The sequence below is a fragment of the Nonlabens sp. Asnod2-A12 genome (assembly GCF_045063745.1).
Lineage (GTDB): Bacteria > Bacteroidota > Bacteroidia > Flavobacteriales > Flavobacteriaceae > Nonlabens > Nonlabens xylanidelens.
The window spans coordinates 1271833-1295680 of the sequence record NZ_JBEFOB010000003.1; the positions used below are offsets into that span (position 1 = coordinate 1271833).

At 35.1% G+C, this 23848-nt stretch carries 20 protein-coding genes; 11 read left to right on the plus strand and 9 right to left on the minus strand.

The window, feature by feature from the left end:
• Positions 1-23: 23 nt before the first annotated feature.
• The 3 genes from mutL to ACJJVJ_RS05855 all read right to left on the minus strand — a co-directional run bounded on the left by mutL (position 24) and on the right by ACJJVJ_RS05855 (position 3956).
• Positions 24-1856, minus strand: coding sequence for a DNA mismatch repair endonuclease MutL (gene mutL, locus ACJJVJ_RS05845; RefSeq protein WP_405369501.1), 1833 nt, complete (start codon positions 1854-1856; stop codon positions 24-26).
• Positions 1857-1864: 8 nt separating this feature from the next.
• The gene (locus tag ACJJVJ_RS05850; RefSeq protein ID WP_104515454.1) at positions 1865-2146 is read right to left on the minus strand and encodes a riboflavin synthase subunit beta; all 282 of its coding nucleotides are present in this window, start codon (positions 2144-2146) and stop codon (positions 1865-1867) included.
• Between the two features lie 193 nt (positions 2147-2339).
• A complete protein-coding gene (locus ACJJVJ_RS05855; protein WP_104515455.1) occupies positions 2340-3956 on the minus strand; it encodes an ABC-F family ATP-binding cassette domain-containing protein in 1617 nt (538 codons plus the stop codon).
• 140 nt (positions 3957-4096) lie between these two features.
• Between ACJJVJ_RS05855 and ACJJVJ_RS05860 the strand changes: the two genes are divergently transcribed.
• Positions 4097-5557 (plus strand): redoxin domain-containing protein, encoded by a 1461-nt coding sequence (locus ACJJVJ_RS05860; protein ID WP_405369502.1) that lies wholly within the window; start codon positions 4097-4099, stop codon positions 5555-5557.
• Between the two features lie 77 nt (positions 5558-5634).
• Here ACJJVJ_RS05860 and fsa read toward each other — a convergent pair whose 3' ends face one another.
• Positions 5635-6291, minus strand: a complete 657-nt coding sequence (fsa, locus tag ACJJVJ_RS05865) for a fructose-6-phosphate aldolase (protein WP_104515457.1) — start codon at positions 6289-6291, stop codon at positions 5635-5637.
• A 113-nt stretch (positions 6292-6404) separates the two neighbouring features.
• On the opposite strand from fsa, the gene ACJJVJ_RS05870 reads away from it, so the two are divergent.
• The 5 genes from ACJJVJ_RS05870 (at position 6405) to ACJJVJ_RS05890 (ending at position 12837) form a co-directional block, all read left to right on the plus strand.
• Entirely contained in the window at positions 6405-7223 is an 819-nt protein-coding gene (locus ACJJVJ_RS05870) for an SUMF1/EgtB/PvdO family nonheme iron enzyme (protein ID WP_405369503.1), read from the plus strand.
• 217 nt (positions 7224-7440) lie between these two features.
• The gene (locus tag ACJJVJ_RS05875) at positions 7441-7974 is read left to right on the plus strand and encodes a DUF421 domain-containing protein (RefSeq protein ID WP_405369504.1); all 534 of its coding nucleotides are present in this window, start codon (positions 7441-7443) and stop codon (positions 7972-7974) included.
• Positions 7975-8070: 96 nt separating this feature from the next.
• Positions 8071-9024 carry a calcium/sodium antiporter gene (locus ACJJVJ_RS05880; protein WP_104515458.1) on the plus strand — a complete coding sequence of 318 codons (954 nt, stop codon included), beginning with the start codon at positions 8071-8073 and terminating at the stop codon, positions 9022-9024.
• A gap of 116 nt (positions 9025-9140) precedes the next feature.
• The gene (locus ACJJVJ_RS05885; protein WP_104515459.1) at positions 9141-11327 is read left to right on the plus strand and encodes a glutamine synthetase III; all 2187 of its coding nucleotides are present in this window, start codon (positions 9141-9143) and stop codon (positions 11325-11327) included.
• A gap of 331 nt (positions 11328-11658) precedes the next feature.
• On the plus strand, positions 11659-12837 hold the full coding sequence (locus ACJJVJ_RS05890) for an AIR synthase related protein (RefSeq protein WP_405369505.1): 1179 nt from the start codon (positions 11659-11661) through the stop codon (positions 12835-12837).
• Positions 12838-12956: 119 nt separating this feature from the next.
• Here the strand turns inward: ACJJVJ_RS05890 and ACJJVJ_RS05895 are convergent, their stop codons facing one another.
• The gene (locus ACJJVJ_RS05895) at positions 12957-13265 is read right to left on the minus strand and encodes a GIY-YIG nuclease family protein (RefSeq protein WP_405369506.1); all 309 of its coding nucleotides are present in this window, start codon (positions 13263-13265) and stop codon (positions 12957-12959) included.
• An 85-nt stretch (positions 13266-13350) separates the two neighbouring features.
• Complete coding sequence (locus ACJJVJ_RS05900) at positions 13351-13854, minus strand: peptide-methionine (S)-S-oxide reductase (protein WP_104515462.1); 504 nt, start codon at positions 13852-13854, stop codon at positions 13351-13353.
• A 63-nt stretch (positions 13855-13917) separates the two neighbouring features.
• Here ACJJVJ_RS05900 and prfA point away from each other — a divergent pair, with 63 nt between their 5' ends.
• Together prfA and pyrF are read left to right on the plus strand one after the other, a co-directional pair.
• Entirely contained in the window at positions 13918-14994 is a 1077-nt protein-coding gene (prfA, locus tag ACJJVJ_RS05905; RefSeq protein ID WP_104515463.1) for a peptide chain release factor 1, read from the plus strand.
• A 112-nt stretch (positions 14995-15106) separates the two neighbouring features.
• A complete protein-coding gene (gene pyrF / locus ACJJVJ_RS05910; RefSeq protein WP_104515464.1) occupies positions 15107-15916 on the plus strand; it encodes an orotidine-5'-phosphate decarboxylase in 810 nt (269 codons plus the stop codon).
• Positions 15917-16027: 111 nt separating this feature from the next.
• On the opposite strand, the gene ACJJVJ_RS05915 is transcribed toward pyrF, so the two are convergent.
• The gene (locus tag ACJJVJ_RS05915) at positions 16028-16828 is read right to left on the minus strand and encodes an SAM-dependent methyltransferase (RefSeq protein ID WP_405369507.1); all 801 of its coding nucleotides are present in this window, start codon (positions 16826-16828) and stop codon (positions 16028-16030) included.
• Between the two features lie 44 nt (positions 16829-16872).
• Here ACJJVJ_RS05915 and ACJJVJ_RS05920 point away from each other — a divergent pair, with 44 nt between their 5' ends.
• Both ACJJVJ_RS05920 and ACJJVJ_RS05925 read left to right on the plus strand, forming a co-directional pair.
• On the plus strand, positions 16873-18036 hold the full coding sequence (locus ACJJVJ_RS05920) for a class I SAM-dependent RNA methyltransferase (protein ID WP_405369508.1): 1164 nt from the start codon (positions 16873-16875) through the stop codon (positions 18034-18036).
• Positions 18037-18116: 80 nt separating this feature from the next.
• Positions 18117-18785, plus strand: coding sequence for a ZIP family metal transporter (locus tag ACJJVJ_RS05925; RefSeq protein WP_405369509.1), 669 nt, complete (start codon positions 18117-18119; stop codon positions 18783-18785).
• A 5-nt stretch (positions 18786-18790) separates the two neighbouring features.
• On the opposite strand, the gene ACJJVJ_RS05930 is transcribed toward ACJJVJ_RS05925, so the two are convergent.
• Together ACJJVJ_RS05930 and ACJJVJ_RS05935 are read right to left on the minus strand one after the other, a co-directional pair.
• Positions 18791-19756: a type I phosphomannose isomerase catalytic subunit gene (locus ACJJVJ_RS05930; RefSeq protein WP_405369510.1), complete on the minus strand. Its 966-nt coding sequence runs from the start codon at positions 19754-19756 to the stop codon at positions 18791-18793.
• 26 nt (positions 19757-19782) lie between these two features.
• Positions 19783-20598 (minus strand): dolichyl-phosphate beta-glucosyltransferase, encoded by an 816-nt coding sequence (locus ACJJVJ_RS05935; RefSeq protein WP_405369511.1) that lies wholly within the window; start codon positions 20596-20598, stop codon positions 19783-19785.
• A 183-nt stretch (positions 20599-20781) separates the two neighbouring features.
• Between ACJJVJ_RS05935 and ACJJVJ_RS05940 the strand changes: the two genes are divergently transcribed.
• Positions 20782-23823: a hypothetical protein gene (locus tag ACJJVJ_RS05940; protein WP_405369512.1), complete on the plus strand. Its 3042-nt coding sequence runs from the start codon at positions 20782-20784 to the stop codon at positions 23821-23823.
• The last annotated feature ends 25 nt before the right edge of the window (positions 23824-23848 follow it).

Below are 23848 nucleotides of genomic sequence, written 5' to 3' on the forward strand. Positions count from 1 at the left end.
TGATAAATTGAAATTAAACATCTTTAGTTAAATTTTGAATTAAGACTATCGCCAGATAGATTTATAAATATTTTCTTTCCTGAAGAGGTGATCTCAGGTTCTTTACATGCAAATAATTCATCCACTAGATTCTCCATCGCCTCGCTGTTCAACACCTCACCTGTTTTAATAGACATGCTGGTCGCCATGGTTTGTGCAAGTCTGTCTGCAGGAGAATAGGTGTTTTCTGGTAAATCATGTTGCTCTTTTGCAATAACTGCTTCTAGAACGCCAGGCACATCTTTTTCTTTTAATTCTAGTGGCAAACCTTCTATCTCTACCACATTATTTTCTAGACTTTTAAATAAAAAACCAGTGTGTTCTAGCTCTTCTTGTAAAGCAATAAGTATCGCTACTTCTTCTACAGGTAAATTAATCTTGATAGGAAAAAGCAATTGCTGGCTCACTCCATTTTGCACGGTAAGCTGTCTCAATAGTTTTTCATAAAGAATGCGCTCATGCGCTCTTTGCTGATTGATAACTAACAGTCCACTTTTTAAAGTACTGATTATAAACTTGCGTTGTAATTGAAAAATATTGCGCTGTTCTACCTCATGTTGTTGAAACATAGAAGAAGTAGACTCTTCTGTATGCGTTTCATCAATTAACTGCGTGGTTTCTTCTATACCTGCATAAAGTGATTCCCATGGTTGAGACGGTGGCTTTTGAAACGTAGGCGCCTGGTATGATTTTTCTGGTTTTGAATCTTGTTGAAACGGATTAAAATCAGGATCTACCTCTATCTTAGGCGCTTGTGTAAAGCCATTTTTTGCCACATCATAAGGCACTTCATATTGTTTCTCTTGTTGAAAATCAATAGAATTCACAGAAAACTGACCTAATGCATGCTTTACACTTGCTCTAAGGATTGCATATAGACTATGCTCATCGTCAAATTTCACCTCCGTTTTTGTAGGGTGGATATTTATATCAACACTATCAGTCGGTACGGTTAAATAAAGAAAGTACGACGGATTTGATTTGTCCTTTAACAATCCTTCAAAAGCACTTGCTACCGCGTGATTTAAATAATTATGTTTTATAAATCTATTGTTTACAAAGAAGTATTGAAGTCCTCGAGTTTTTCTAGCAAATTCTGGTTTACCTATAAAACCTCTTATAGACATCAATTCTGTTTCTTCTTCTACAGGAACTAATTTTTCATTAGTTTTTGCTCCCATAATACCTACTATACGCTGTCGGTAGGTACTCTTAACAAGATTAAAAAGTGAAGTATCATTATGGGTGAAACTTATTGCTACTTCTGGATGCACCATTGCCACACGATGGAACTCGTCTGTAATATTGCGCAATTCTACCTGGTCAGATTTAAGGAATTTCCTTCTAGCTGGGACGTTATAAAACAAATTACGTACACTTATCATTGTACCTTTAGAAGTAACCACAGGCTCTTGCTTTGTGATTTTACTTCCTTCTATTTCTAACAACGTACCTAGATCATCTTCTTCTCTTTTAGATTTTACAGAAATTTGTGCAATAGCCGCAACAGAGGCAAGTGCCTCACCTCTAAAACCTTTGGTATGGAGATTAAAAAGATCATCGGCAGTAGAGATTTTTGAGGTCGCATGACGTTCAAAAGCCATACGAGCATCTGTCATGCTCATACCCTTACCGTTATCAATAACTTGTATTAATGTTTTACCAGCATCTTTTATGATCATCTGGATTTGTGTTGCTCCGGCGTCTATAGCATTTTCTAGCAACTCTTTTACCACACTGGCAGGTCGTTGTACTACTTCTCCGGCAGCGATTTGATTTGCAACGTGATCTGGTAATAATTTTATAATGTCTGACATGAAGTCAATTAGAATCTAAAGATGGATAAATCAAAGTCAATAATCCAAAGAAAAATGAGAACAAGAATCGAGATAATAATTAAGAGTCTTCTCTTAACCAGCACATCTGCTCCTTGTTTTAAATCTTGTATCGCATTACCGAATTTGCCCTTGAGCCCTACATTTTGTACTGTAGAACGTTGATCATCAAACTTATGTTTGATCTCAAAGGGTTTACCGCCGGTACTATTTTTATAGTAACGTGGCTCATAATCGTATTTCTTATTCTTTCTGCGACCTATAATTCCCATAACCTCTGGTATTTTACAAATTTAACGAATACTCGATAGACAATGAACAAAGATGATGCCTAGTTATTAAGACAGTGCAATTAAGTTGCTCTAGATCTTCTTATCTCATGACAAATGCTTTTTAATTATCTCTTAAGCAAAAAAAATGCGGGCTTTGCCCGCATTTTTTTTACTCTTCTTTATAAAATAAAGACTAAGAATACATCTTATCTCTCAATTCTTTAATTTTCTTATCGTCCATATACTCTTCAAAAGTAGTGTAGCGATCTATAACTCCTTTAGGCGTTAACTCTATCACACGATTACCTACAGTCTGAGCAAACTCATGATCATGCGTAGTAAGCAACACGGTACCTTTAAAGTTTTTTAAACTGTTGTTTAAAGCTTGTATAGATTCTAGGTCTAGGTGGTTAGTAGGCTCATCTACTACAAGAACGTTTGCTCTTTTCATCATCATGCGAGATAACATACATCGTACTTTTTCACCTCCAGAAAGTACACGTGCACTCTTAAGAGCTTCTTCTCCAGAAAAAATCATCTTACCTAAGAAACCTCTTATGTGTACTTCTTCTCTCTCTTCTTCAGTTTGTGCATACTGTCTTAACCAGTCTACAAGATCTAGATCTACATCAAAGAATTCAGAATTATCAACTGGCAAATAACTTTGCACTGTGGTAACACCCCAAGCAAATTTACCAGCGTCTGCAGTAGCGCGATCGTTTATGATATCATAAAATAAAGAGGTGGCACGACTGTCCTTAGAAAACAAAACAACTTTATCACCTTTGGCCAGGTTAATATCTACATCTTTAAAAAGTACTTCACCGTCTACAGATCCTGCTAGTTTTTCAACATTTAAGATTTGGTCACCTGCCTCGCGATCTCTTTCAAAAATAATTGCAGGATAACGTCTAGAAGATGGTTTTATCTCAGATATATCTAGTTTATCAATCATCTTCTTACGAGAAGTTGCTTGTTTAGACTTTGCCATGTTTGCGCTAAAACGAGCAATAAATTCTTGAAGTTCTTTCTTCTTCTCTTCGGCCTTTTTATTTGCTTGCTGGCGCTGTCTCGCTGCTAGTTGAGAAGACTCATACCAGAAGGTATAGTTACCAGAGTACTGGTTAATTTTACCGAAATCAATATCCGCTATATTCGTACATACCGCATCCAGAAAGTGCCTATCGTGAGATACTACTATTACCGTATTTTCATAATTAGCAAGAAAATGCTCTAACCATGAGATAGTTTCATAATCCAGGTCGTTAGTAGGCTCATCCATTACTAACACGTCTGGAGTTCCAAAAAGCGCTTGTGTTAAAAGAACACGCACCTTTAATTTGTTATCCATATCTCCCATAAGGGTATAATGATACTCCTCACCTATACCTAAATTAGAAAGCAAAGATGCTGCAGAGCTGTCTGCATTCCATCCATCCATTTCTTCAAAGGCAACTTGTAACTCACCTATTTTCTCGGCATTCTCGTCAGTATAATCGGCATAAAGAGCATCGATTTGAGTCTTTAAATCATAAAGAGGCTTATTACCTTTAAGTACTGTTTCTAGTACGGTATCTTCGTCATGAGCGTTGTGATCTTGTTCTAGAACAGACATTCTTTTTCCTGCCTCTAGACTAACATGACCGCTAGTAGGCTCCATTTTTCCTGTAAGAATTTTTAGAAAAGTAGATTTTCCAGCACCATTTGCTCCAATGATACCATAGCAGTTACTACCGCCAAATTTTGCATTTACTTCATCAAATAATACACGCTTACCGAATTGAACCGATAAATTAGAAACAGTTAACATAGATTGATTTTTGAATTTGCAAAAATACTCATTCTATTCAGTTTAAAAAGAACTCTTTGACATCATTTTAACAATGCATTAACGCCACATGTAAATCAATAAGTCTTTTTTTGTGGCTATCTCTATTATTTAGTGCCTTTATGATTGATTATATCTCGCTTTCGCGAAAGCGAAACTATAAAATTCTTTACATCGCTTTACTGGCGGTGTCTCTAGCAGCTTTAATAAGTTGTGAAGAAGAAAATAGTGGCGAGACTTCTATTGTATTAACTGGAAAAATTATAAACCCTAAGGCTGATTTTATTGTTCTAAGAAACTATTCTGGAGTTAGAGACACGATTAAACTAAATAAAAAAGGTGTATTTCTTAAGAAATATGAATCTATAACGCCTGGATTATACACTTTTGCGCACCCCTCTGAATACCAATCTATTTATATAGGTTATGGGGATACCTTAAGGTTAAGATTAAACACAAAAGCATTTGATGAGTCTCTTGCTTTTACTGGTGCCGCTGCAAAGGAGAATAACTATTTGATCAATTTATTTCTAGAAATTGAAAAAACAAATAGAAATTTAATGAGCGAGTACCATCGTGAGCCTAGTGACTTTAAAAAAATGATCGATGAGCTGACTGCAAAGCGAATCAAATCATTAAAGAAAACGGCAAAGAAAAATGGTTTTCAAACCAACTTTGTGGAGAACACAGAGAAGATTATCAGATTTAGCTCTTGGTCTACACTAGAGCGATATGCCTTCACACATTATGGCAAAGGTGATATTTTAAAGAGTGATGTATTACCGTCTAATTTTTATTCTTACAGACAGCATCTAGAAATATGTGACACTAAATTACTTAACAACTATGCTTATAGACCTTATGTAACCTCATTAGTTTCTAATGTTGCTTTATATAACTGTGCTCGTAAACATGGGTCTGGTGAGGCTGTAGATAGACATGGTTATGAATACCGTAAAGAGAAATTACATGTTATAGATAGCCTTTTTACTAATGAAGAATTAAAAGGTTTATTTGCAGGTATCGAGACTAGAAACTTTATTAGAAGTAGAAAAAATGCAGGAGAAATTAATGATCTGGTTGCAGAGTTTCTAGAAATATCACAAGACGAGCAACTCAATAATCAAATTACTAAAATAGCTGCAACTTATATTAATCTAGATCCAGGAAATAAATTACCTGATTTTAAGATTTATGACGACCAAAAGAATATCACTCAACTATCTTCTAACATAAATGGTTTATCTGTTCTTTTTTACTGGTCTAATAAAAATGAATCTTATGCTTTAAGGGTGCATAGAAAGGTGAATGAGTTGCGATATAAATATCCAGAGATTAAATTTATAGGTATTAATCTAGATAACCCTGAGAGCGACGCCTGGAAAGATGCTAGAGAACAATTTGGTTTTAATATGGCAACCGAATTCCAACTGGTAAACAGTCAGTCCATAAGCAAGCAACTCGCTTTGAGAAATGATAATAGAAGTATGGTTATAGCACCAGGACTTACTATTCTAGACCCTAACATTAACCTGTTTCATTATAAAATAGAAACTACTTTATTAGGTTATTTAAGTAGATAAGCTAGTTGCATAAAACGTAAAAAAAAGGTGCTTAGTAATATTACTAAGCACCTTTTTTATGTTTAACTAGATAAAGATTAAGCGTTTCCTTTATTGTAATCTTCTAGAAATTTTGCAAGACCTATATCTGTTAATGGGTGTTTTAATAAACCTTCTATAGAAGAAAGAGGTCCAGTCATTACGTCTGCTCCTAATTTTGCACAATCAATAACATGCATAGTATGTCTTACTGAGGCAGCAAGAATCTCTGTATCAAAACCATAGTTATCGTAGATCATTCTAATTTCGGCAATTAGGTTAAGACCGTCAGTACTTATATCATCTAGTCTACCTATAAATGGAGATACATAAGTAGCACCTGCCTTAGCAGCAAGTAACGCCTGTCCCGAACTAAAAACTAAGGTCATGTTAGTTTTAATACCTTTATCTGTAAAATACTTACATGCTTTTACACCATCTTTGATCATAGGTAATTTTACAACTATCTGGTCATTAAGAGCTGCAAGCGCCTCTCCTTCTTTTACCATTCCTTCATAGTCAGTAGAAATAACCTCTGCACTGACGTCTCCATCAACTAGTTCACAGATTTTTTTATAGTGATTGATAATATTCTCTTGACCAGTTATTCCTTCTTTAGCCATAAGAGAAGGGTTTGTAGTCACTCCATCCAGGATTCCCATATCCTGAGCATCAGCTATTTGGTCTAAGTTTGCGGTATCAATAAAAAATTTCATCGTTGTGTATTTAGATGTTAAATATAAATCTAGTACAAAAATGGAGATTCCCTTTATTAAATAAGTATTTTTGGATCATTAAATATGATTATTTTTTAACAAGCTTAAATATTATGAATAAAATTACAAAGCACTCATTTGTAGCACTCTGTATTTTAATAATTACCACCAGTTGCAGTGTTTTTCAACCTGTAGATACTAATGATCCTTTAGTAACAGACCCATCTACTCCACCTGGCACGATACAACTTACAGAAAATTTATACATAGACAGAGTTCCTGTAACAAATCTCATGTACAAAGAGTTTCTAGATAACTTGAGTAACTACTGGTCTATGAAGAAGCATGAAGAACTTAAAACATACCCTAGATTTAATCTAGATGCAGATAGTGTTTTTATACCATGGACTGGTAACACGAGACTTTTAATGTCTGCAACGCACAGCAACCCACAGGAAATGATCACTTCTAAACTGAGTACTGGTAACTATTCTAGTAGTCCTTTTTTTCAATGGCACCCTGTAGTAAATATTAATAAGGAACAAGCAGAATTATTTTGTCTGTGGAGAACTGACCTAGCAAATGCTGTGTATGCAATTAAAAGTAAAAACGAGAGCAAAAGAGCTCGTTTTCCATATAAAGTAAAGTACAGATTACCTACCGAAAAGGAAATGATTGCTGCACAGAATAAATTAGAACGTGAGTTTAAACTGACTAAATATCAAAATCAAATTTTTGCGTACACTGGTGATTTTGGTTTATTTAGAAGAATGCAAAATGAAACCGAGCAATTAACCATAACTGAAATTAAGGAAATAGGAAAAGATAAAACTTATAACGCCATGCTAGATAGAAATCTTTCTTACTACCAGCAAAGTGAGCTAAAGACTGGTTTCCGTTGTATTTGTGAAATAATAGAAGAAGATGAATAATATTTATCTCAATTTATAAGTAATTTCTAGTTAAAACAGAATTCACTTTTTAAGCTCTATAAGTATCTATAAAAAAAGATCTTGTAGAGCTTTTATTTTTTACTCTATATTCTATTCGCACATATTTTTAAGCATTTTCATAAAACCTTATCTTCTTAAATCTTTCAAAACAAATCGTCTAGTCCCTATTTTAATATGTATTTTAAGAAGAAAAACTATGGAAATTAATTGGGATCATTTCACTAAAGATTTAGACATTATGCCAGAGGTACTAGTAGGAACTGTTATCATCTATGCACTTATAATTATATATACTAGAATTTTTGGATTAAAGAGTTTTAGTAAAATGACTGGTTTTGATTTCTTAAATACTGTAGCAATAGGTAACCTACTTGCCATGAGTGCAGCTACTAGCTCACCATCCTTACTTGTAGGAGCTTTATTGATAGGTATCTTCTACTTAATTAATTACCTCATTACATGGTTCACTTTCAATAGCGAAACCGTTGAAGAGGTCATGGATAACTCTCCTATGCTTTTGATGAAAGATGGTAAAGTATTACATGATAATCTAGAAAAAACTAAGGTCACCGAAAACGAACTAAGAGGTAAGCTAAGAGAAGCAAATGTTTTAAGATTAAGCGAGGTAAGAGCTGTGGTACTGGAAACTACAGGTGATGTAAGTGTCATTCATACGTCTGGTGATGAAGAATTAGAAGATTATATAATGAAGGATGTAAGACGGTCTTAATTCATGAAGAAAGGACAAACAACTTTCTCAACTAGATAGAAATTCATTAATGCAGCGATTTTCTTTTGTAGTACATTTGTTCACTAAATTGAATTAATGAGTTTATTATATTTATTTCTAGGTTTTATATTATTAGTAGTAGGCGGTGAGTTTTTAGTTAGATCTTCTGTAGGACTATCTCTTAAACTTAGTTTATCTAGAATGATCATAGGTCTAACTGTTGTCTCATTTGCCACTAGTGCTCCAGAGCTTATCGTCAGCATACAGGCAGCAATGGACGGCTCTTCTGGAATTGCACTCGGCAATGTAATCGGTTCTAACATTGCAAACATAGGACTGGTATTAGGTGTAACAGCATTAATCGCCCCACTTGCCATCGATAAAGACTTTTTTAAATTCAACTGGCCTTGGATGATTGTTTTCAGTCTATTATTATTTGTATTCTTATTTTTTAATCACGATATCAATAGATTTGAAGGTGCCGCACTATTATTATTATTAATAGTTTTCTTAGTTCTATTAATAAGAAGAGCTCGTAAAATGCCAGAAGCCGTTGCCGTAGATGATGATCTTAAAGAATCTAAATGGTGGAAAATATTTCTATTCCTAAGTTTAGGTGGTGCTGCATTATGGATAGGATCTGAATTGCTAGTAAAAGGAGCTGTTGATATAGCAGAAAGTCTAGAAATTCCAGAAAGTATTATCGCAGTTTCTATGGTTGCCATAGGTACGTCAGTTCCAGAATTAGCAGCATCTGTAATAGCCGCACTTAAAAAAGAAAAAGCAATATCTTTAGGTAACTTAATAGGTTCTAATATTTTCAATATAGCATCTGTATTAGGTATCACCTCCCTTATACAACCTATCACGATAAGCGGAGAGAATTCTGGACTTATAAGTAATGACATCTTTTGGATGCTAGGTTTTGCATTCATTATGCTTCCACTAGCATTTATACCTAAGACATATTCTATAGGCAGGTTTAAAGGTATCTTTTTAATGGCTTCTTACGTTCTTTTTGTTTACTTGATATTTACGACCCTAGCATAACAAGGGATATTCACACAATTTAACTATTATTTTATATCAATACCCTATTTAAATCAGGGGTGTATTAATTATTATACTTATTTTTGCGGTGTATTTTATTAAAATAACACCACATCATGTCTACATTAAGATTTAATGCCTTAAAAGAAACACTCAATCGCCAGCCTATTGAAGTGAATGAACCAAAACGTCGTAGCGATATATTCGGAAAGAATGTATTCAACAAATACGCGATGCGCCAGCACTTAACTAAGCAAGCTTACAAAAGTGTCATAGACGCTATGGAAAACGGCACTAAAATAAGCCGTGAAGTAGCAGATCATATTTCTACAGGTATGAAAGAATGGTCTATCCAGAATGGTGCAACACACTATACTCACTGGTTCCAACCACTTACTGGTGGTACTGCAGAGAAGCACGATGCTTTCTTTGAACTAGAAATGGATGGTGAAGTAATAGAAAAATTTGGTGGTGGACAGTTAGTTCAACAAGAACCAGATGCATCTTCTTTCCCTAATGGTGGAATAAGAAACACATTTGAAGCTCGTGGTTACACAGCTTGGGATCCTACATCACCTGCATTTATTATGGGAACTACATTATGTATTCCTACTGTATTTATAGCTTACACAGGAGAAGCTCTAGATTACAAAACACCTTTACTACGTTCTTTACAGGTAGTAGATCAAGCAGCAACAGATGTATGTAAATACTTTGATAAAAACGTTTCTAAAGTAGTTGCTACCTTAGGATGGGAACAAGAATATTTCTTAATAGATGCTGCTCTTGCAGACTCACGTCCAGATTTACAAATGGCTGGTCGTACTTTATTAGGACACTCCTCTGCAAAAGGACAACAGCTAGACGATCATTACTTCGGTTCTATACCATCTAGAGTATTGAACTACATGCGTGACATGGAAACAGAATGTATGCTTTTAGGTATACCTGTTAAAACACGTCACAATGAGGTTGCTCCTAACCAGTTTGAGCTTGCTCCTATATTTGAAGAAGCAAACCTTGCGGTAGACCACAACTCTTTATTAATGGATGTGATGAGAAAAGTAGCTTCACGTCACAACTTTAAAGTATTATTCCATGAAAAGCCATTTGCAGGAGTAAACGGTTCTGGAAAACACAATAACTGGTCACTTGCGACTAACACTGGTGTAAATTTACTTTCTCCAGGTAGTACACCTATGAAGAACTTACAGTTCTTAACTTTCTTTGTGAACACTATTAAAGCTGTACACGATAACGAAGAGTTAGTTAGAGCAACTATCGCTAGTGCCTCAAACGACCACCGTTTAGGAGCAAATGAAGCGCCACCAGCAATTATTTCTGTATTTATAGGTTCTCAATTAACTAAGGTTCTTGACGAATTAGAGAAAGTAACTGATGGAAAACTTTCTCCAGAAGAAAAAACAGATCTTAAACTTAATGTAGTAGGTAAAATTCCAGAAGTAATTCTTGATAACACAGACCGTAACCGTACGTCACCATTTGCATTTACAGGTAATAAGTTTGAATTACGTGCCGTAGGTTCTACAGCAAACTGTGCAAATCCTATGACCGTTCTTAACGCGATAGTTGCAAAACAATTAATCGAGTTTAAAGAAGAAGTAGACGCACTTATTAAGGACAAAAAACTTAAGAAAGACGAGGCTATTTTTAATGTATTGCGTGAGTACATCAAGCAATCTAAGAAGATACGTTTTGAAGGTGATGGTTATGGAGAAGCATGGGAAAAAGAAGCTAAAAAACGTGGACTAAGCAATAACAAAACAACTCCTACTGCTCTTAAAGCAAAAGTTTCTAAGAAAACGATAAAGCTTTATGAAGACCTAAACATCATGAGTAAGGTCGAGACAGAATCTCGTTATGAAATTGAGGTAGAAGAATATGCAATGCGCATCCAGATTGAGGGACGTATCCTAGGTGACATCGCACGTAATCATGTGATTCCTACAGCAGTTAAGTATCAAAACAGATTGATAGAAAACGTAGTAGGATTAAAAGAAATCTACGGTAAAGACTTTAAAAAGTATGCCAAAGAGCAAATGATTCTTATTGAAGATATCTCAGAACACATTGAGAAAATCAACAAGGGAATTACAGAAATGACTGATGCTCGTAAAAAAGCAAACAAAGCTAAAAACGCTGAAGAAACTGCTGCTCAATACTGCGATAACGTAAAACCTTACTTTGATGTGATACGTTACAGCTGTGATAAATTAGAATTATTAGTAGATGATGAATTATGGCCACTTACTAAGTACCGTGAGTTATTATTTACTCGTTAATCAACTAGTTAATAAATGATTTAAAAGCCTCTAATTTTATTATTAGAGGCTTTTTTATGTTTCGCTTTCGCGAAAGCGGAAACGAAAAAACAATAATCAAAATAAGTAGTTAGACCATAAAATCAGACTATAAATACGATAGAAAAAGGTGAAGTATGTCTCATCTACTTTGTTAGCTTTAAAAATAGAAGCAATATTTTAAGTGGATGTTCTTTAAATTTTTGAAAGAGAACCATCTGATTGGGATATTTCTTAACAACCTATTCATACTTTTTACTTAATACTTAAAAGTTAATAGCACTTAATTGCTCGTAAATAGTAAATTTGCCATATGAGCCAAGACATTTCCAAAAGATATGCGCAGCGTGGTGTAAGCGCTGGCAAAGAAGACGTACATAACGCGATAAAAAACGTAGATAAAGGACTGTTTCCACAGGCTTTTTGTAAAATAGTACCAGATTCTCTAACAGGATCTGAAGATCACTGCCTTATTATGCATGCAGACGGTGCTGGGACAAAGTCTAGTCTAGCCTACATGTACTGGAAAGAAACTGGAGACATATCGGTCTGGAAAGGAATCGCTCAAGATGCTTTAATAATGAATGTAGACGACTTACTTTGTGTAGGCGCAACAGATAACATTCTACTTTCTAGCACTATAGGAAGAAATAAAAACCTCATTACAGGAGAAGTAATCAGTGCTATTATCAACGGTACAGAAGAACTTATCGCAGATTTAAAATCACACGGCGTAGAAATTATTTCTACCGGTGGAGAAACGGCCGATGTTGGTGATCTAGTAAGAACCATTATCGTAGACTCTACCGTTACCGCACGTATGAAACGCAGTGATGTAGTAGACAATGCAAACATAAAAGCAGGTGACGTTATTGTAGGACTTTCTAGTTCTGGACAGGCCACTTATGAAACAGAATACAATGGTGGTATGGGATCTAATGGTCTTACCAGCGCTAGACACGATGTTTTTAAGAAGAGCCTAAAAGAAAAATTTCCTGCGAGTTATGATGCAGCAGTACCAGAAGATCTAGTTTATTCCGGTTCAAAAAACCTAACTGACGCTGTAGAAGGCAGCCCGCTAGATGCAGGTAAATTAGTCCTTTCTCCTACTCGTACCTATGCACCTATCATTAAAAAGATATTGAGCAATGTAAATCGTGCAGATTTGCACGGTATGGTTCACTGCTCTGGTGGTGCACAAACTAAAATTTTACACTTTGTAAAAGACCTGCACATCATCAAAGACAACATGTTTGAATTGCCACCACTTTTCAAAATGATACAAGAAGAATCTAGTACCGACTGGAAAGAAATGTATCAGGTTTTCAACATGGGACACCGCATGGAACTTTATGTAAATGAATCTATAGCACAAGAAATTATAGAGATTTCTAAGTCATTTAATGTAGATGCAAAAATCATAGGTCGTGTAGAAGCTGCAAGCTCTAAGAAACTTACTATCGATAGTGAGTTTGGTGTTTTTGAGTATTAGATTATAAAAGCATCTAGGGTAATTACAAGGTATACTCAAAATTAATTCAGTGTGACAAGTTATGTTTTCCTGTCACGCTGAATTTATTTCAGCGTCTTATCGATAGGAACTCAAAAAGATTATTCTAGCACCCAACCTGCCGCAAGATCCTGCCATTCAAGATTTTCTTCTTCGATCAAATTTATTTTCCATTCTCGATGCCAATTCTTCAATTGCTTTTCTCTCGCAATGGCATCATTGATATACTGAAATTCTTCGAAGTAGATTAATTTATGAGCGTTGTACTTTTTAGTAAAAGCAGATCCTTCTCCTAATCGGTGTCTTCTTAACCTATCGTCAATTCCACCGGTAACACCGATGTATAGAACACCGCCTTTCTTATTTGTAAGAATATAAATCCAATAAAGGTGTAGTGATCTTATTGCCATGGAAGTAAGATAACTTAAAATTCTCGATAAGTTCCAACAGATACTGAAACGAGTTCAGCATGACAGTCTCTTTTCTTTTTTTTTGTTACGCTCTATTTATTTGCGCATCCCCATAATCCTTCAACATTTCCTTCACAACCTCTAATTTCGGCTCAATATATCGTTTACAAAACGGTGCTTCTGGTCTTGTCTTGTAATAATTTTGTATCGATTCTCGCGATGCTTCAAAAGATGAAAACGGAATGATATGAGTGATGTATTTTTCGTTCCGCTTTCGCGAAAGCGAGAACACAATATCCTCTATCCTACTTTTCATTTCTTCATCAAAATAATAAATAGCACTGCGGTAATCCTCACGCCTGCTGTGTTCCTTAGTCGAAGAATGTGTCTGCAAATGAATATCGATTAATTTTTCTAGATTCATAGAATCAGTAAGATGGACGATTACGGCCTCACTTCTAGTTTCAAATGGTGTGACACTAGAGACATAACCTTGTTCTACTCTCACCACACCGGTAATCGACTGAAATACAGCTTCTGTACACCAATGACAGCCACCTCCTAAGCCTAGTTTCAAATCTGTTTTCATAAGCAAGATTATAGTTTAAAATTAGAAGCAAATTCCGTATTTTCGCAACACTTGATATAGACCATGATAGATAAATTAAATATTGTAAAAAATCGTTTTGACGAGGTAAACGACCTAATCATTCAACCAGATATTATATCTGATCAAAAACGATACGTACAACTGACCAAAGAATATAAAGATCTTAAAAATCTCATGGATAAACGTGAGATTTATATAGAATTAACTGCAAATCTTGACGAGGCAAAAGAAATCATAGCAGACGGCAGCGATGCTGATATGGTTGAGATGGCTCAAATGCAACTAGATGAAGCTAAAGAGGCTATTCCTGCTCTTGAAGAAGAGATACGCATGATGCTGGTTCCTAAAGATCCAGAAGATGCAAAGAATGCTGTAATGGAAATACGTGCTGGTGCAGGTGGTGACGAGGCGAGTATTTTTGCTGGTGATTTATTTAGAATGTATGAAAAATATTGTTCTAGTAAAGGCTGGAGTACAAGTGTAGTAGATACTAGTCACGGTACCAGTGGTGGTTATAAAGAAATTATTCTAGAAGTAAATGGTGAAGATGTGTATGGAACACTCAAGTTTGAAGCTGGAGTGCACCGTGTACAACGTGTACCACAAACTGAAACTCAAGGTCGTGTGCACACGAGTGCCGCTACGGTAATGGTACTTCCTGAGGCCGAAGAATTTGACGTAGAACTGGACATGACAGAAGTACGCATAGAACGTACTACTTCTACAGGTCCTGGTGGACAGTCGGTAAACACAACTTATAGTGCGATAAAATTACACCACGAGCCTACTGGTATGATCGTTAGTTGTCAAGATCAAAAATCGTCGCATAAAAACTTAGAAAAAGCTTTAAAGGTTTTACGTTCTCGTTTATATGAAATGGAGCTTGCTAAGAAAATGGAAGCCGATTCTGAAAAGCGTAAAAGCATGGTAAGTTCTGGTGACCGTAGTGCCAAAATTAGAACTTATAACTACTCACAAGGACGTGTTACAGATCACCGTATCAACCTTACTTTATATGATCTAGATAACATTATCAATGGTGATATTCAAAAAATCATCGACGAGCTTCAACTGGTAGATAATACCGAGAAGTTGAAAATGACGGATGAAGGTTTATAACGGCGCAGGCCATGCGCCGAAACATATTTTCAGTTCATATAACCAATATTGACGCATCGCATCCATCAAACTCAGTAAAGGGCGGATCGCATCCGCCGAAATAACTACCTCTATGACCTTAGAAAAACTTTACTCTCAAATACAAGAAAAAAAATCCTTCCTATGCGTAGGATTGGATGTTGATCTAGAAAAGATACCTGCTCAGTTATTACAGGAAGAAGATCCTATTTTTGCATTTTCAAAAGCAATTATAGATGCAACGCATGATCTATGTGTAGCTTATAAACCTAATACGGCTTTCTTTGAAGCTTATGGTGTAAAAGGCTGGATGGCTTTAGAAAAAACGATCAATTACCTCAACGAGAATTATCCAGATCATTTCACTATAGCCGATGCTAAACGTGGCGATATAGGAAATACGTCAACAAGATATGCCAAGGCTTTTTATGAAGACTTGAATTTTGATAGCGTAACGATTGCTCCATATATGGGAAAAGATTCTGTGGAGCCGTTTCTTGCATTTGAAGATAAGTTTGCCATTTTACTAGCACTTACTTCTAATCAAGGTGCCTTTGATTTTCAGACTAAAACTGTAGATGGAAAACCTCTATATCAAGAAGTTCTTAAAACAGCTTCTCAATATGAGAATAGTGATAGATTAATGTATGTAGTAGGTGCTACAAAAGCAGAATATCTAGCAGATATTAGAAAAATAGTTCCAAAATCTTTTTTACTAGTCCCTGGAGTTGGTGCTCAAGGCGGCTCACTTGAAGAAGTAGTAAAATATGGAAAGAATGATCAAATAGGATTGTTAGTAAACTCTTCACGTGGTATTATCTATGCATCTAATGGTAGTGATTTTGCAGAAGCTGCAAGAGCAAAAGCTCTCGATTTACAGCAACAAATGGCCGACTTGATCTAGGTAACGGTCATTTAAAAATTTTATCCAATATTTCATAATCCCTTATCTAATTCGTTTAAGAATTAAATAAGGGATTATGCATTTATAATTGAATTAACCTTTACGGCTATTTTAATTTTTAAAAATCATGATCAAACGATCTGAAGTTTCTTGATCGTAATCTTCTAACTGGTAATTACCATAAACGTCTATTAACTCTACTCCTGCTGCTGCAAAATAACTTTGAAAATCTTCTAAAGTTAATGCACTTACACGCTCAGTAAAATGGTAATCATGATCGTTATCTCTAAATTTTATGTCTTTGTAGATAAAGCCATTTTCAAAACGTCGTGAGTTATGAAAGGTGATTGCTTCTTCTGTTTTAGAGTTTTCTTTTACTAGATTTTCAACCACATAATGTGCGTTCATAAAATCAATAACCGCATATCCACCTGGTTTCAGGTTTGACTTAATCGCCTCGATCGTTTTTAGATTATCTGCAGCATCATCAAAGTACCCAAAACTAGTAAAAAGGTTAAAAACAGCATCAAAAGTCTGGTCATAAGGAACCGTCATATTGTGCACATGAAACTCTATTCGAGAAGCATCTATAGGATTTAAATCTTTATTTCCTTCATTAATAGAAGGTGTAGAAGTGGTTTTTCTTAATTCCGCTTTCGCGAAAGCGATACTACTATCACTCAAATCAACACCAGTTACACGATATCCTAATTTATTAAGATACATACTATGTCGTCCACGACCACAGGCTAAGTCCATGATATGAGAGTCTTTACTCAACTTTAAACGTTGTGTAAGTCGTTGCATAAACTGTCCAGCCTCTGTGTAATCACGATCTCTATATAAGATGTGATAATACGGTGTGTCGAACCAACTAGCGAACCATTGATCTGATGTGTTTACATTGCTCATAGACCGCAAAAATACCTTAATTTTGCCGTTCAAATCTCACGAAAATGTCTCAAAATTTTAAGATGATTGCCAAAACGCTTTTTGGCCTAGAAGAAGTACTTGAAAAAGAGTTGCGTCAACTAGGTGCCATGAATATAAAGCGTGGTGTCCGTATGGTAGAATTCACTGGTGACCAAGGTTTTATGTACAAAGCAAACATGATGTTGCGTACCGCTATTAGAATCTTAAAACCTATTTATAGTTTTAGAGCGCGTAATGAGGTGGATCTTTATGACGGAATTTATCAATATGACTGGTCTAAACATTTAACACATCATGACACGATTGCTGTTCATGGTACGATAGCGTCACAGTATTTTAACCACAGTCAGTATGTGGCTTTAAAGACTAAAGATGCTATAGTAGATCAAATACGTCGCAATACAGGACAACGTCCAGATGTGGATACTAAACATCCTGACTTGAGAATATCGGTACATATAAATGACCAAAATGTAGATGTGTCTCTAGATACAAGTGGCGATCCTTTATACAAGCGTGGTTATAGAAATATGACTAACGAAGCACCGATTAATGAAGTGCTTGCTGCTGGTATTATTCTTTTGAGTAATTGGGACCAACGTTCTACGTTTATAGATCCTATGTGTGGTAGTGGTACGATAGCTATCGAGGCAGCTATGATAGGTGCTAACATTGCGCCTAATATAAACCGTCCTGAATTTGGCTTTGAAAAATGGCCAGATTATGATAATCAGTTGTTTGAGAATATTCAAGAGAGCTGTTTGAAAAAGATGCGCGAGTTTGATGGTAAAATAATCGCACGTGACGCAGATGGTTACACGGTAGAAAAAGCTATAGAGAACGTAAAGAATGCCAATCTAAGTGATTTTATAACGGTAGAAAAGGGAGACTTTTTTAGAGATCATCAAAGTGCGAGTGCTTTTATTTTGTTTAACCCACCGTATGATGAGCGTATATCTGTAGATGTTGAGGAGTTTTACAAAGAAATAGGTGATACTTTAAAGCAACGCTATGCTGGGTCTACCGCATGGATGATTACTGGTAATATGGGGGCGCTTAAATTTGTAGGCCTGCGTCCATCTCGTAAAATCCAATTATATAACGGTAAAATCGAGGCGAGACTAGTTAAATATGAGATGTACAAAGGGACTAAAAAAATACATAAATTAGTAGATAAAGAGGAATAGGTTTAAAACCTCTATAGCTTTAATTATTTAAGTTGATACAGTAATTAAAACTGTATTTCAATTTGCTTTGTAAAAATATAATGAATTTACTTTTACCTTTTCTCGGTGTATTAATCGGTTTTGTGGCTGCTTTATTAATAAAAGCAAAGTCTAGAAATCGCATGAAATTACTTCTCGCTTTTTCTGGAGCGTTTTTATTAAGTGCTGTAGCTAGCGAGTTTTTACCTGATATTTATGAAGGTGGTGATAGCAGGTATGGTGCCTATCTATTAGGTGGTGTGTTTTTACAAATTATTTTAGAATTCTTTTCTAAAGGTGCAGAGCATGGCCATTTACATATAAACAAAGAAATGCCGGTGTTTCCTTATTTGCTTTTCGGTAGTTTATGTTTGCACGCATTTCTAGAAGGCATGCCTTTACAAGGAGAGAATAGTATGATATATGGTATTTCTATTCATAAAATACCGATTGCTTTTATTTTTACTTCATTTCTATTATCTAGTAATTATAATAAAGTCAAAGCTGTAATTATTCTATTATTCTTTGCAGCAATGTCTCCATTAGGAAGTATTACTGCTGGAAATATAGAATTTCTAAAAGATATTATGTTACCTATAAAAGCGATAGTTGCTGGTATTGTACTTCATGTTTCTACGACACTTATTCTAGAGGCTAGTGAAGCACATAAATTTAATCTAGCAAAAATAGTAGTGATGCTAATAGGTGCGGCTTTGGGATTTTTACTTTAAGGCAATTATTTGATATAAACTTCTATAATTTTTGCAGCCTCTGTGTCTACAGATACATTTGTTGAATTTGCAGGGATTAAAACCGTCTCTCCTACACTTATCATTTCTGTATGGTTATTTATAGTAATCTCAAATGATCCTTCTACACACATATAAATCACAAACGAATCCTTGTTAGTATAATCCATTTGCATCGCTTTATCTACGTTTAAAATAGTAGATGTAAAATAGGTGCAGTCTGCTAATACGTTTGTGTCAGATTGAAATTCTATGTTATTACTTAAAGTAGTACTACTTCTTTTTACAGCTCTCATAGATTGGTCCATGTGTAGTTCTCTTTCATTCCCAAAATTATCTACTCGATCCCAATCATAAACTCTGTATGTGATATCAGACGTTTGTTGAATCTCTGCAGCTAGAACACCTGCTCCTATAGCATGTACCTTACCAGCTGGTATGAAGAAAGAATCACCTTTACTTACCTTCTCTGTATTCAGTATTTGTTCTACATTATTTATAGTAATTTCTTGAAGTGAAGAAGTCGTTACTTTATCATCTTTAAATCCATTAATAACACAAGCGTCTTCTTCATGATCCATGATGTACCACATTTCAGTTTTACCCTTAGAATCGTGCTCTGCCTTTGCCATTTGATCATCTGGATGTACTTGAACAGATAGATTTGTTCTTGCATCTAGATATTTAATTAATAGTGGAAATTCATTACCAAAGTGACGGTAATTTTTCATTCCTACAAATTGTTCTTTATGATTTTCTATAAGATCTACTATAGAGAGACCTTTATACATTCCATTACTTACTACAGATATGTTATCCTGTACACCAGATATTTCCCAGCTTTCTCCTGTAGAATCACTGATAGCTTTTTTGTTTAAAACTGTTCTTAGTTTAGAACCACCCCATATTTTTTCTTGAAGTATAGGCTCGAATTTGATAGGATATGCTTTCATAATAAATAATTTTAAAGAGTAGAAATTTATGCTGCTATAGAATATTCAGTTGATGCGTTGTTGACCGCAAAAGAACCACCGTATATTTCATGTACTGAGTTATCTGTGTTCAATAAATTATAGTTGAACCATATTTGAGTTAATTTACCAGGGATAATTAAAGCATCTTTAGTACCTAATTTAGAGTCATCTACATGTACCCATCTCATTAATGGTTGCTCTGTAATTCTCTTCATAACATTATCCTTACCTAAGTGTTTTTTAAGTCTTAAGAATATCTCTACATCAAACAGCCACTTACTTAAAAAAGCTTCTTGATATACAACAGGCACTATATCTCTAGTAAAAACTTTTGCTCCACATTGAGTATCTCTGATAGGCATGCCTAGAATCAATAGAATAAATTGTTTTATGAACTTAGAGAATACATTTCTCATAAAGTTCCTTTCTATCTTGCTATTCCCACCAGAGTTTCTAGAACCGAAAACCATGATCTTATTTTCGTTTTTCATAGTTTTTACCAGATCTTTAAAATCTCTAAAATCTGTAGAAAGGTCAGCGTCCATAAAACCTATAGAAGAGATATATGATTCATTATATAAAAATCTCGCTCCTGCTCTAACAGCCGTTGCTTTTCCAGAATTTTTCTTTACGTCTACTATACTTATAGCGTCTGGCGCTTGTTCTTTCATTTTATGTAGAACATCTAGCGTGTTGTCTTTACTACCGTCGTTTACAAAACACAGATGGTAGTCTTCATTTTGAGATACAAAAGAAACAAATGCTTCTTGGTCTAGTCTCTTTTCTTCATTATAACAAGGGATAATAATTCCAGTTTTCATACTTGTAAAATTTAAGTTTTTCATTAATTACACTACAAACATACTGAGGTAAAGAGGTCCAAATCAGCGATTTTCGATGGACGACGGTTAAGCATAGACAGAAACCACTCGTCGATAGACGGACCATTTATCGAAAGATTTATCTTTACATCGTAGAAAGAATGACTATTTTTCAAGTTCATAATGCAGACTTCAAAAACAAATAAATATTTAATCACCGCTGTCCTACTAGGAATCATATTCCATGGGACCTCTATGTTCTTTACTATAGAAAAGACATATGATGCATTGATTCATTTATTTTTTGCAAATCATTATGCTACAAGCTGGTTTGAACCATGGAGTTATAGCTGGTATACAGGCTTTACCGTTATGGGATATCCACCACTAGTCCATCAGACTATAGGAGTGCTTTCTTTAATAGGTGGATTAAAATTTGGAATGTTTACTGTAGCACTAATAGGTGTCGTTCTATTTATTACAGGTGTTTATAGGTTTACAAAGGTTCTTATTCCTAATGAAAAGGTTGCTGGTTATGCGGCGATCATGGCAGTATTCTCATCTTGCTTTGTAGAAACCTTGCACATATTTGGACAGTTGCCTAGTGTTATAGGTATCTCCATTCTCATGCATGCGCTGCCAGAGATCTATAAATGGTTAAAGACTAGTAAGAAAATTTACCTTTTCAAGTCTTTGGGATTACTAGCTATTACAGTAACATCTCACCATGTAACACCTATTTTCGGAATGGTCTTTTTCATTTTCCCATTAATAGGTACGGTATTGATGGATGCTGCAAGAGAGAAAGTTGATAACAATAATGAGGTTACTATTTTCGCTTTCGCGAAAGCGTTATGGACACACTTAAAACGCATTATCCTATTCGGTGCATGTTCTCTAGTATTAATAATAGGCTGTATTCTACCTTACTGGATCAACACAAAAAATAATCCTATTACTCAAGTACCCATACCGCATGGATCTAGAGATAGTTTTATAGAAGTGACATCTTCTGGACTGGTATTCTTTATTATTCCATGGGGTATTTTATTGTTACTTCTTCCCTATTTTTTCTATCGTTATTACAGTAAAAGGCTTTTGTTTTTCGGAATCTCTTTTAGCATTTTATTTGTTTTAGGGACCGGTGGCACCACACCTATTCCCTTAATGGTATTGGGAGAAAATGCATTCAACATTCTTACCCTAGACCGTTTTACTTTATGGGCATCGATAATGGCTCTACCGGCATTTGGAGAGTTTTGTTATCGATTTACCGATGGAGATTATAAAGAGTTATTACAGAAAAAATGGGGCGCGGTCATTCATAGAGCTAGTGGTGGTTTTCTAGCTGTTACTTTTATTTTTATAGCTGTTTTTACCATGACGCTCGGTAAATTTAGACCTAGCCAGCCAGACCCTATAAAAATGCAACCTATTGTCAATTTCTTAAATGAAGATGATCATGACAAGTGGCGTTACCTGCCACTAGGTTTTGGAGATCAAATGGCATGGCTGTCTGCTCAAACTAAGGCCACTACAGTAGATGGTAACTACCACTCTGCACGTAGATTACCAGAACTTACTTCTAGAGCCGTAGAACGTCTAGAAAACTCTAAATACAGAGGTATAGAAGGTCTGGGATCTTTACAACAATTTCTTACGGTACCAGAAAAATTTCATTTAAAGTATGTCTTCTCAAATGACAAATTCTATGATCCACTACTCTATTTTACAGGGTGGCATAGACTTAGTTTATTAGAAAACGGCATAACTGTATGGGAACGCTCTGGTATCGCTCCTTTACCTAGTATTTTGCCTAAAGATGATGTCCCATTATTTCAAAAATTAATGTGGGGTATTATTCCCTTTTCTACAGTAATCATCGCGATATTGCTTTACCTAGGTAGTATGTGGTTCAACTCTTACAAGGATAATAAAGAAAAGCAACGCATTTACTTTACAATAAAACCTGCCTCACGATTAGTCTTAAAGTTATTATACGGTATTTCACTTTTATGGTTAGGTGTTATGCTATTTTTTATCGTGTATATGGTTTACGGTTTTTACCTGAAGAAATCTGTACAAATGAGTCCTGAAAGTGTAGTAACTGCCTATTATGACGCACTAGATTTTAAAGAATTTGAAAGAGCACATTCTTATATAGATCCATCTAGTGAAAAGGAGATCTCGCAATTTATGTTAGAAATTTCTGTGACTGATGGTCTATTAAGTTCTTATGCAAAAATGGATAGCATATCGGTAAATGTTATTGATCAAACTAAGTCTACTGCAACAGGTGTGGCATCTATAAGCTGGATTACACCACTTAAAGAGATTAAAACTAGAGACACTCTTTCTATTAAAAAAGAAAAAGGTAAATGGTATATAGTGCCTAAAAATGTAGATCCTGACATCCCACCAGATCAATTAATGTTCGAGAGCGGTACACGATTTTTTAATCATGGAAAACGCAAAATAACATCAGAGCAAACTTTTCATGAAGATGTTTTAAAACAGCCAGTGGTAGAGGTCGTTAATGCAACACTTGTTCAAAGAGACACTACTTTTTATATAGTTGGGTCTATCCAGAATGTAGATAATATTCCAGCAGACATTGCAGTAACTGGTGCTATTTATAATAAATTCAATAAAGAAATTGCTAGATACAATGCACAAGATATTGTAAAACACAAATTATTGGCCAAAGAGACTACTCCATTTTTAATCGAATTTAATAGTAGTAATGATCCTGACAGGCCATTTGAAATGCCAGAAAACTTTGAAATACAGGTTAAAGCAAATGTCGCGACCACCGATTTATATCAAGCTGTTGCTCCTTCTCAAATACATGTAAATAACAGCGAACTGACAGGCTTTTTATTCAACCCTAGTATAGAAGCAGCTACTATACCGCAGCTACTTATAAGTTATTATAACGAATCTAAAGAAATGATATGGACAGATGCCGTTTATGTAGATGAAAGTGTACGCCCACAACGCAAAAGACCTTTTAGCATACACTTACCAGAAATGGAGCAGCCGTTAATTATTTCTTCTAGTCTCTTAAACGTGTCCATAAATGGATTACCTAATAAGAGCATTGCTGCTAAGGTAAATCCTAATAGAAACAAAGCTGGAACTAATGAATTTTTAATACCTGTAACTGGCTTACCATATTCATATATATCTATAAGTACTAATGCATATATAGGTAATCCACGATGATAAAAAGAAATCTACATATCCATAT

What these genes read in the sequence shown, in the direction of transcription:
- prfA (WP_104515463.1), top strand. Translation starts at nt 13,918, where the DNA reads ATGATAGATAAATTAAATATTGTAAAAAATCGTTTTGACGAGGTAAAC.
- ACJJVJ_RS05880 (WP_104515458.1), top strand. Translation starts at nt 8,071, where the DNA reads ATGAGTTTATTATATTTATTTCTAGGTTTTATATTATTAGTAGTAGGC.
- ACJJVJ_RS05930 (WP_405369510.1), bottom strand. Translation starts at nt 19,756, where the DNA reads ATGAAAGCATATCCTATCAAATTCGAGCCTATACTTCAAGAAAAAATA.
- mutL (WP_405369501.1), bottom strand. Translation starts at nt 1,856, where the DNA reads ATGTCAGACATTATAAAATTATTACCAGATCACGTTGCAAATCAAATC.
- ACJJVJ_RS05900 (WP_104515462.1), bottom strand. Translation starts at nt 13,854, where the DNA reads ATGAAAACAGATTTGAAACTAGGCTTAGGAGGTGGCTGTCATTGGTGT.
- ACJJVJ_RS05855 (WP_104515455.1), bottom strand. Translation starts at nt 3,956, where the DNA reads ATGTTAACTGTTTCTAATTTATCGGTTCAATTCGGTAAGCGTGTATTA.
- ACJJVJ_RS05850 (WP_104515454.1), bottom strand. Translation starts at nt 2,146, where the DNA reads ATGGGAATTATAGGTCGCAGAAAGAATAAGAAATACGATTATGAGCCA.
- fsa (WP_104515457.1), bottom strand. Translation starts at nt 6,291, where the DNA reads ATGAAATTTTTTATTGATACCGCAAACTTAGACCAAATAGCTGATGCT.
- ACJJVJ_RS05890 (WP_405369505.1), top strand. Translation starts at nt 11,659, where the DNA reads ATGAGCCAAGACATTTCCAAAAGATATGCGCAGCGTGGTGTAAGCGCT.
- ACJJVJ_RS05895 (WP_405369506.1), bottom strand. Translation starts at nt 13,265, where the DNA reads ATGGCAATAAGATCACTACACCTTTATTGGATTTATATTCTTACAAAT.
- ACJJVJ_RS05870 (WP_405369503.1), top strand. Translation starts at nt 6,405, where the DNA reads ATGAATAAAATTACAAAGCACTCATTTGTAGCACTCTGTATTTTAATA.
- ACJJVJ_RS05915 (WP_405369507.1), bottom strand. Translation starts at nt 16,828, where the DNA reads ATGAGCAATGTAAACACATCAGATCAATGGTTCGCTAGTTGGTTCGAC.
- pyrF (WP_104515464.1), top strand. Translation starts at nt 15,107, where the DNA reads ATGACCTTAGAAAAACTTTACTCTCAAATACAAGAAAAAAAATCCTTC.
- ACJJVJ_RS05940 (WP_405369512.1), top strand. Translation starts at nt 20,782, where the DNA reads ATGCAGACTTCAAAAACAAATAAATATTTAATCACCGCTGTCCTACTA.
- ACJJVJ_RS05925 (WP_405369509.1), top strand. Translation starts at nt 18,117, where the DNA reads ATGAATTTACTTTTACCTTTTCTCGGTGTATTAATCGGTTTTGTGGCT.
- ACJJVJ_RS05935 (WP_405369511.1), bottom strand. Translation starts at nt 20,598, where the DNA reads ATGAAAACTGGAATTATTATCCCTTGTTATAATGAAGAAAAGAGACTA.
- ACJJVJ_RS05860 (WP_405369502.1), top strand. Translation starts at nt 4,097, where the DNA reads ATGATTGATTATATCTCGCTTTCGCGAAAGCGAAACTATAAAATTCTT.
- ACJJVJ_RS05920 (WP_405369508.1), top strand. Translation starts at nt 16,873, where the DNA reads ATGTCTCAAAATTTTAAGATGATTGCCAAAACGCTTTTTGGCCTAGAA.
- ACJJVJ_RS05875 (WP_405369504.1), top strand. Translation starts at nt 7,441, where the DNA reads ATGGAAATTAATTGGGATCATTTCACTAAAGATTTAGACATTATGCCA.
- ACJJVJ_RS05885 (WP_104515459.1), top strand. Translation starts at nt 9,141, where the DNA reads ATGTCTACATTAAGATTTAATGCCTTAAAAGAAACACTCAATCGCCAG.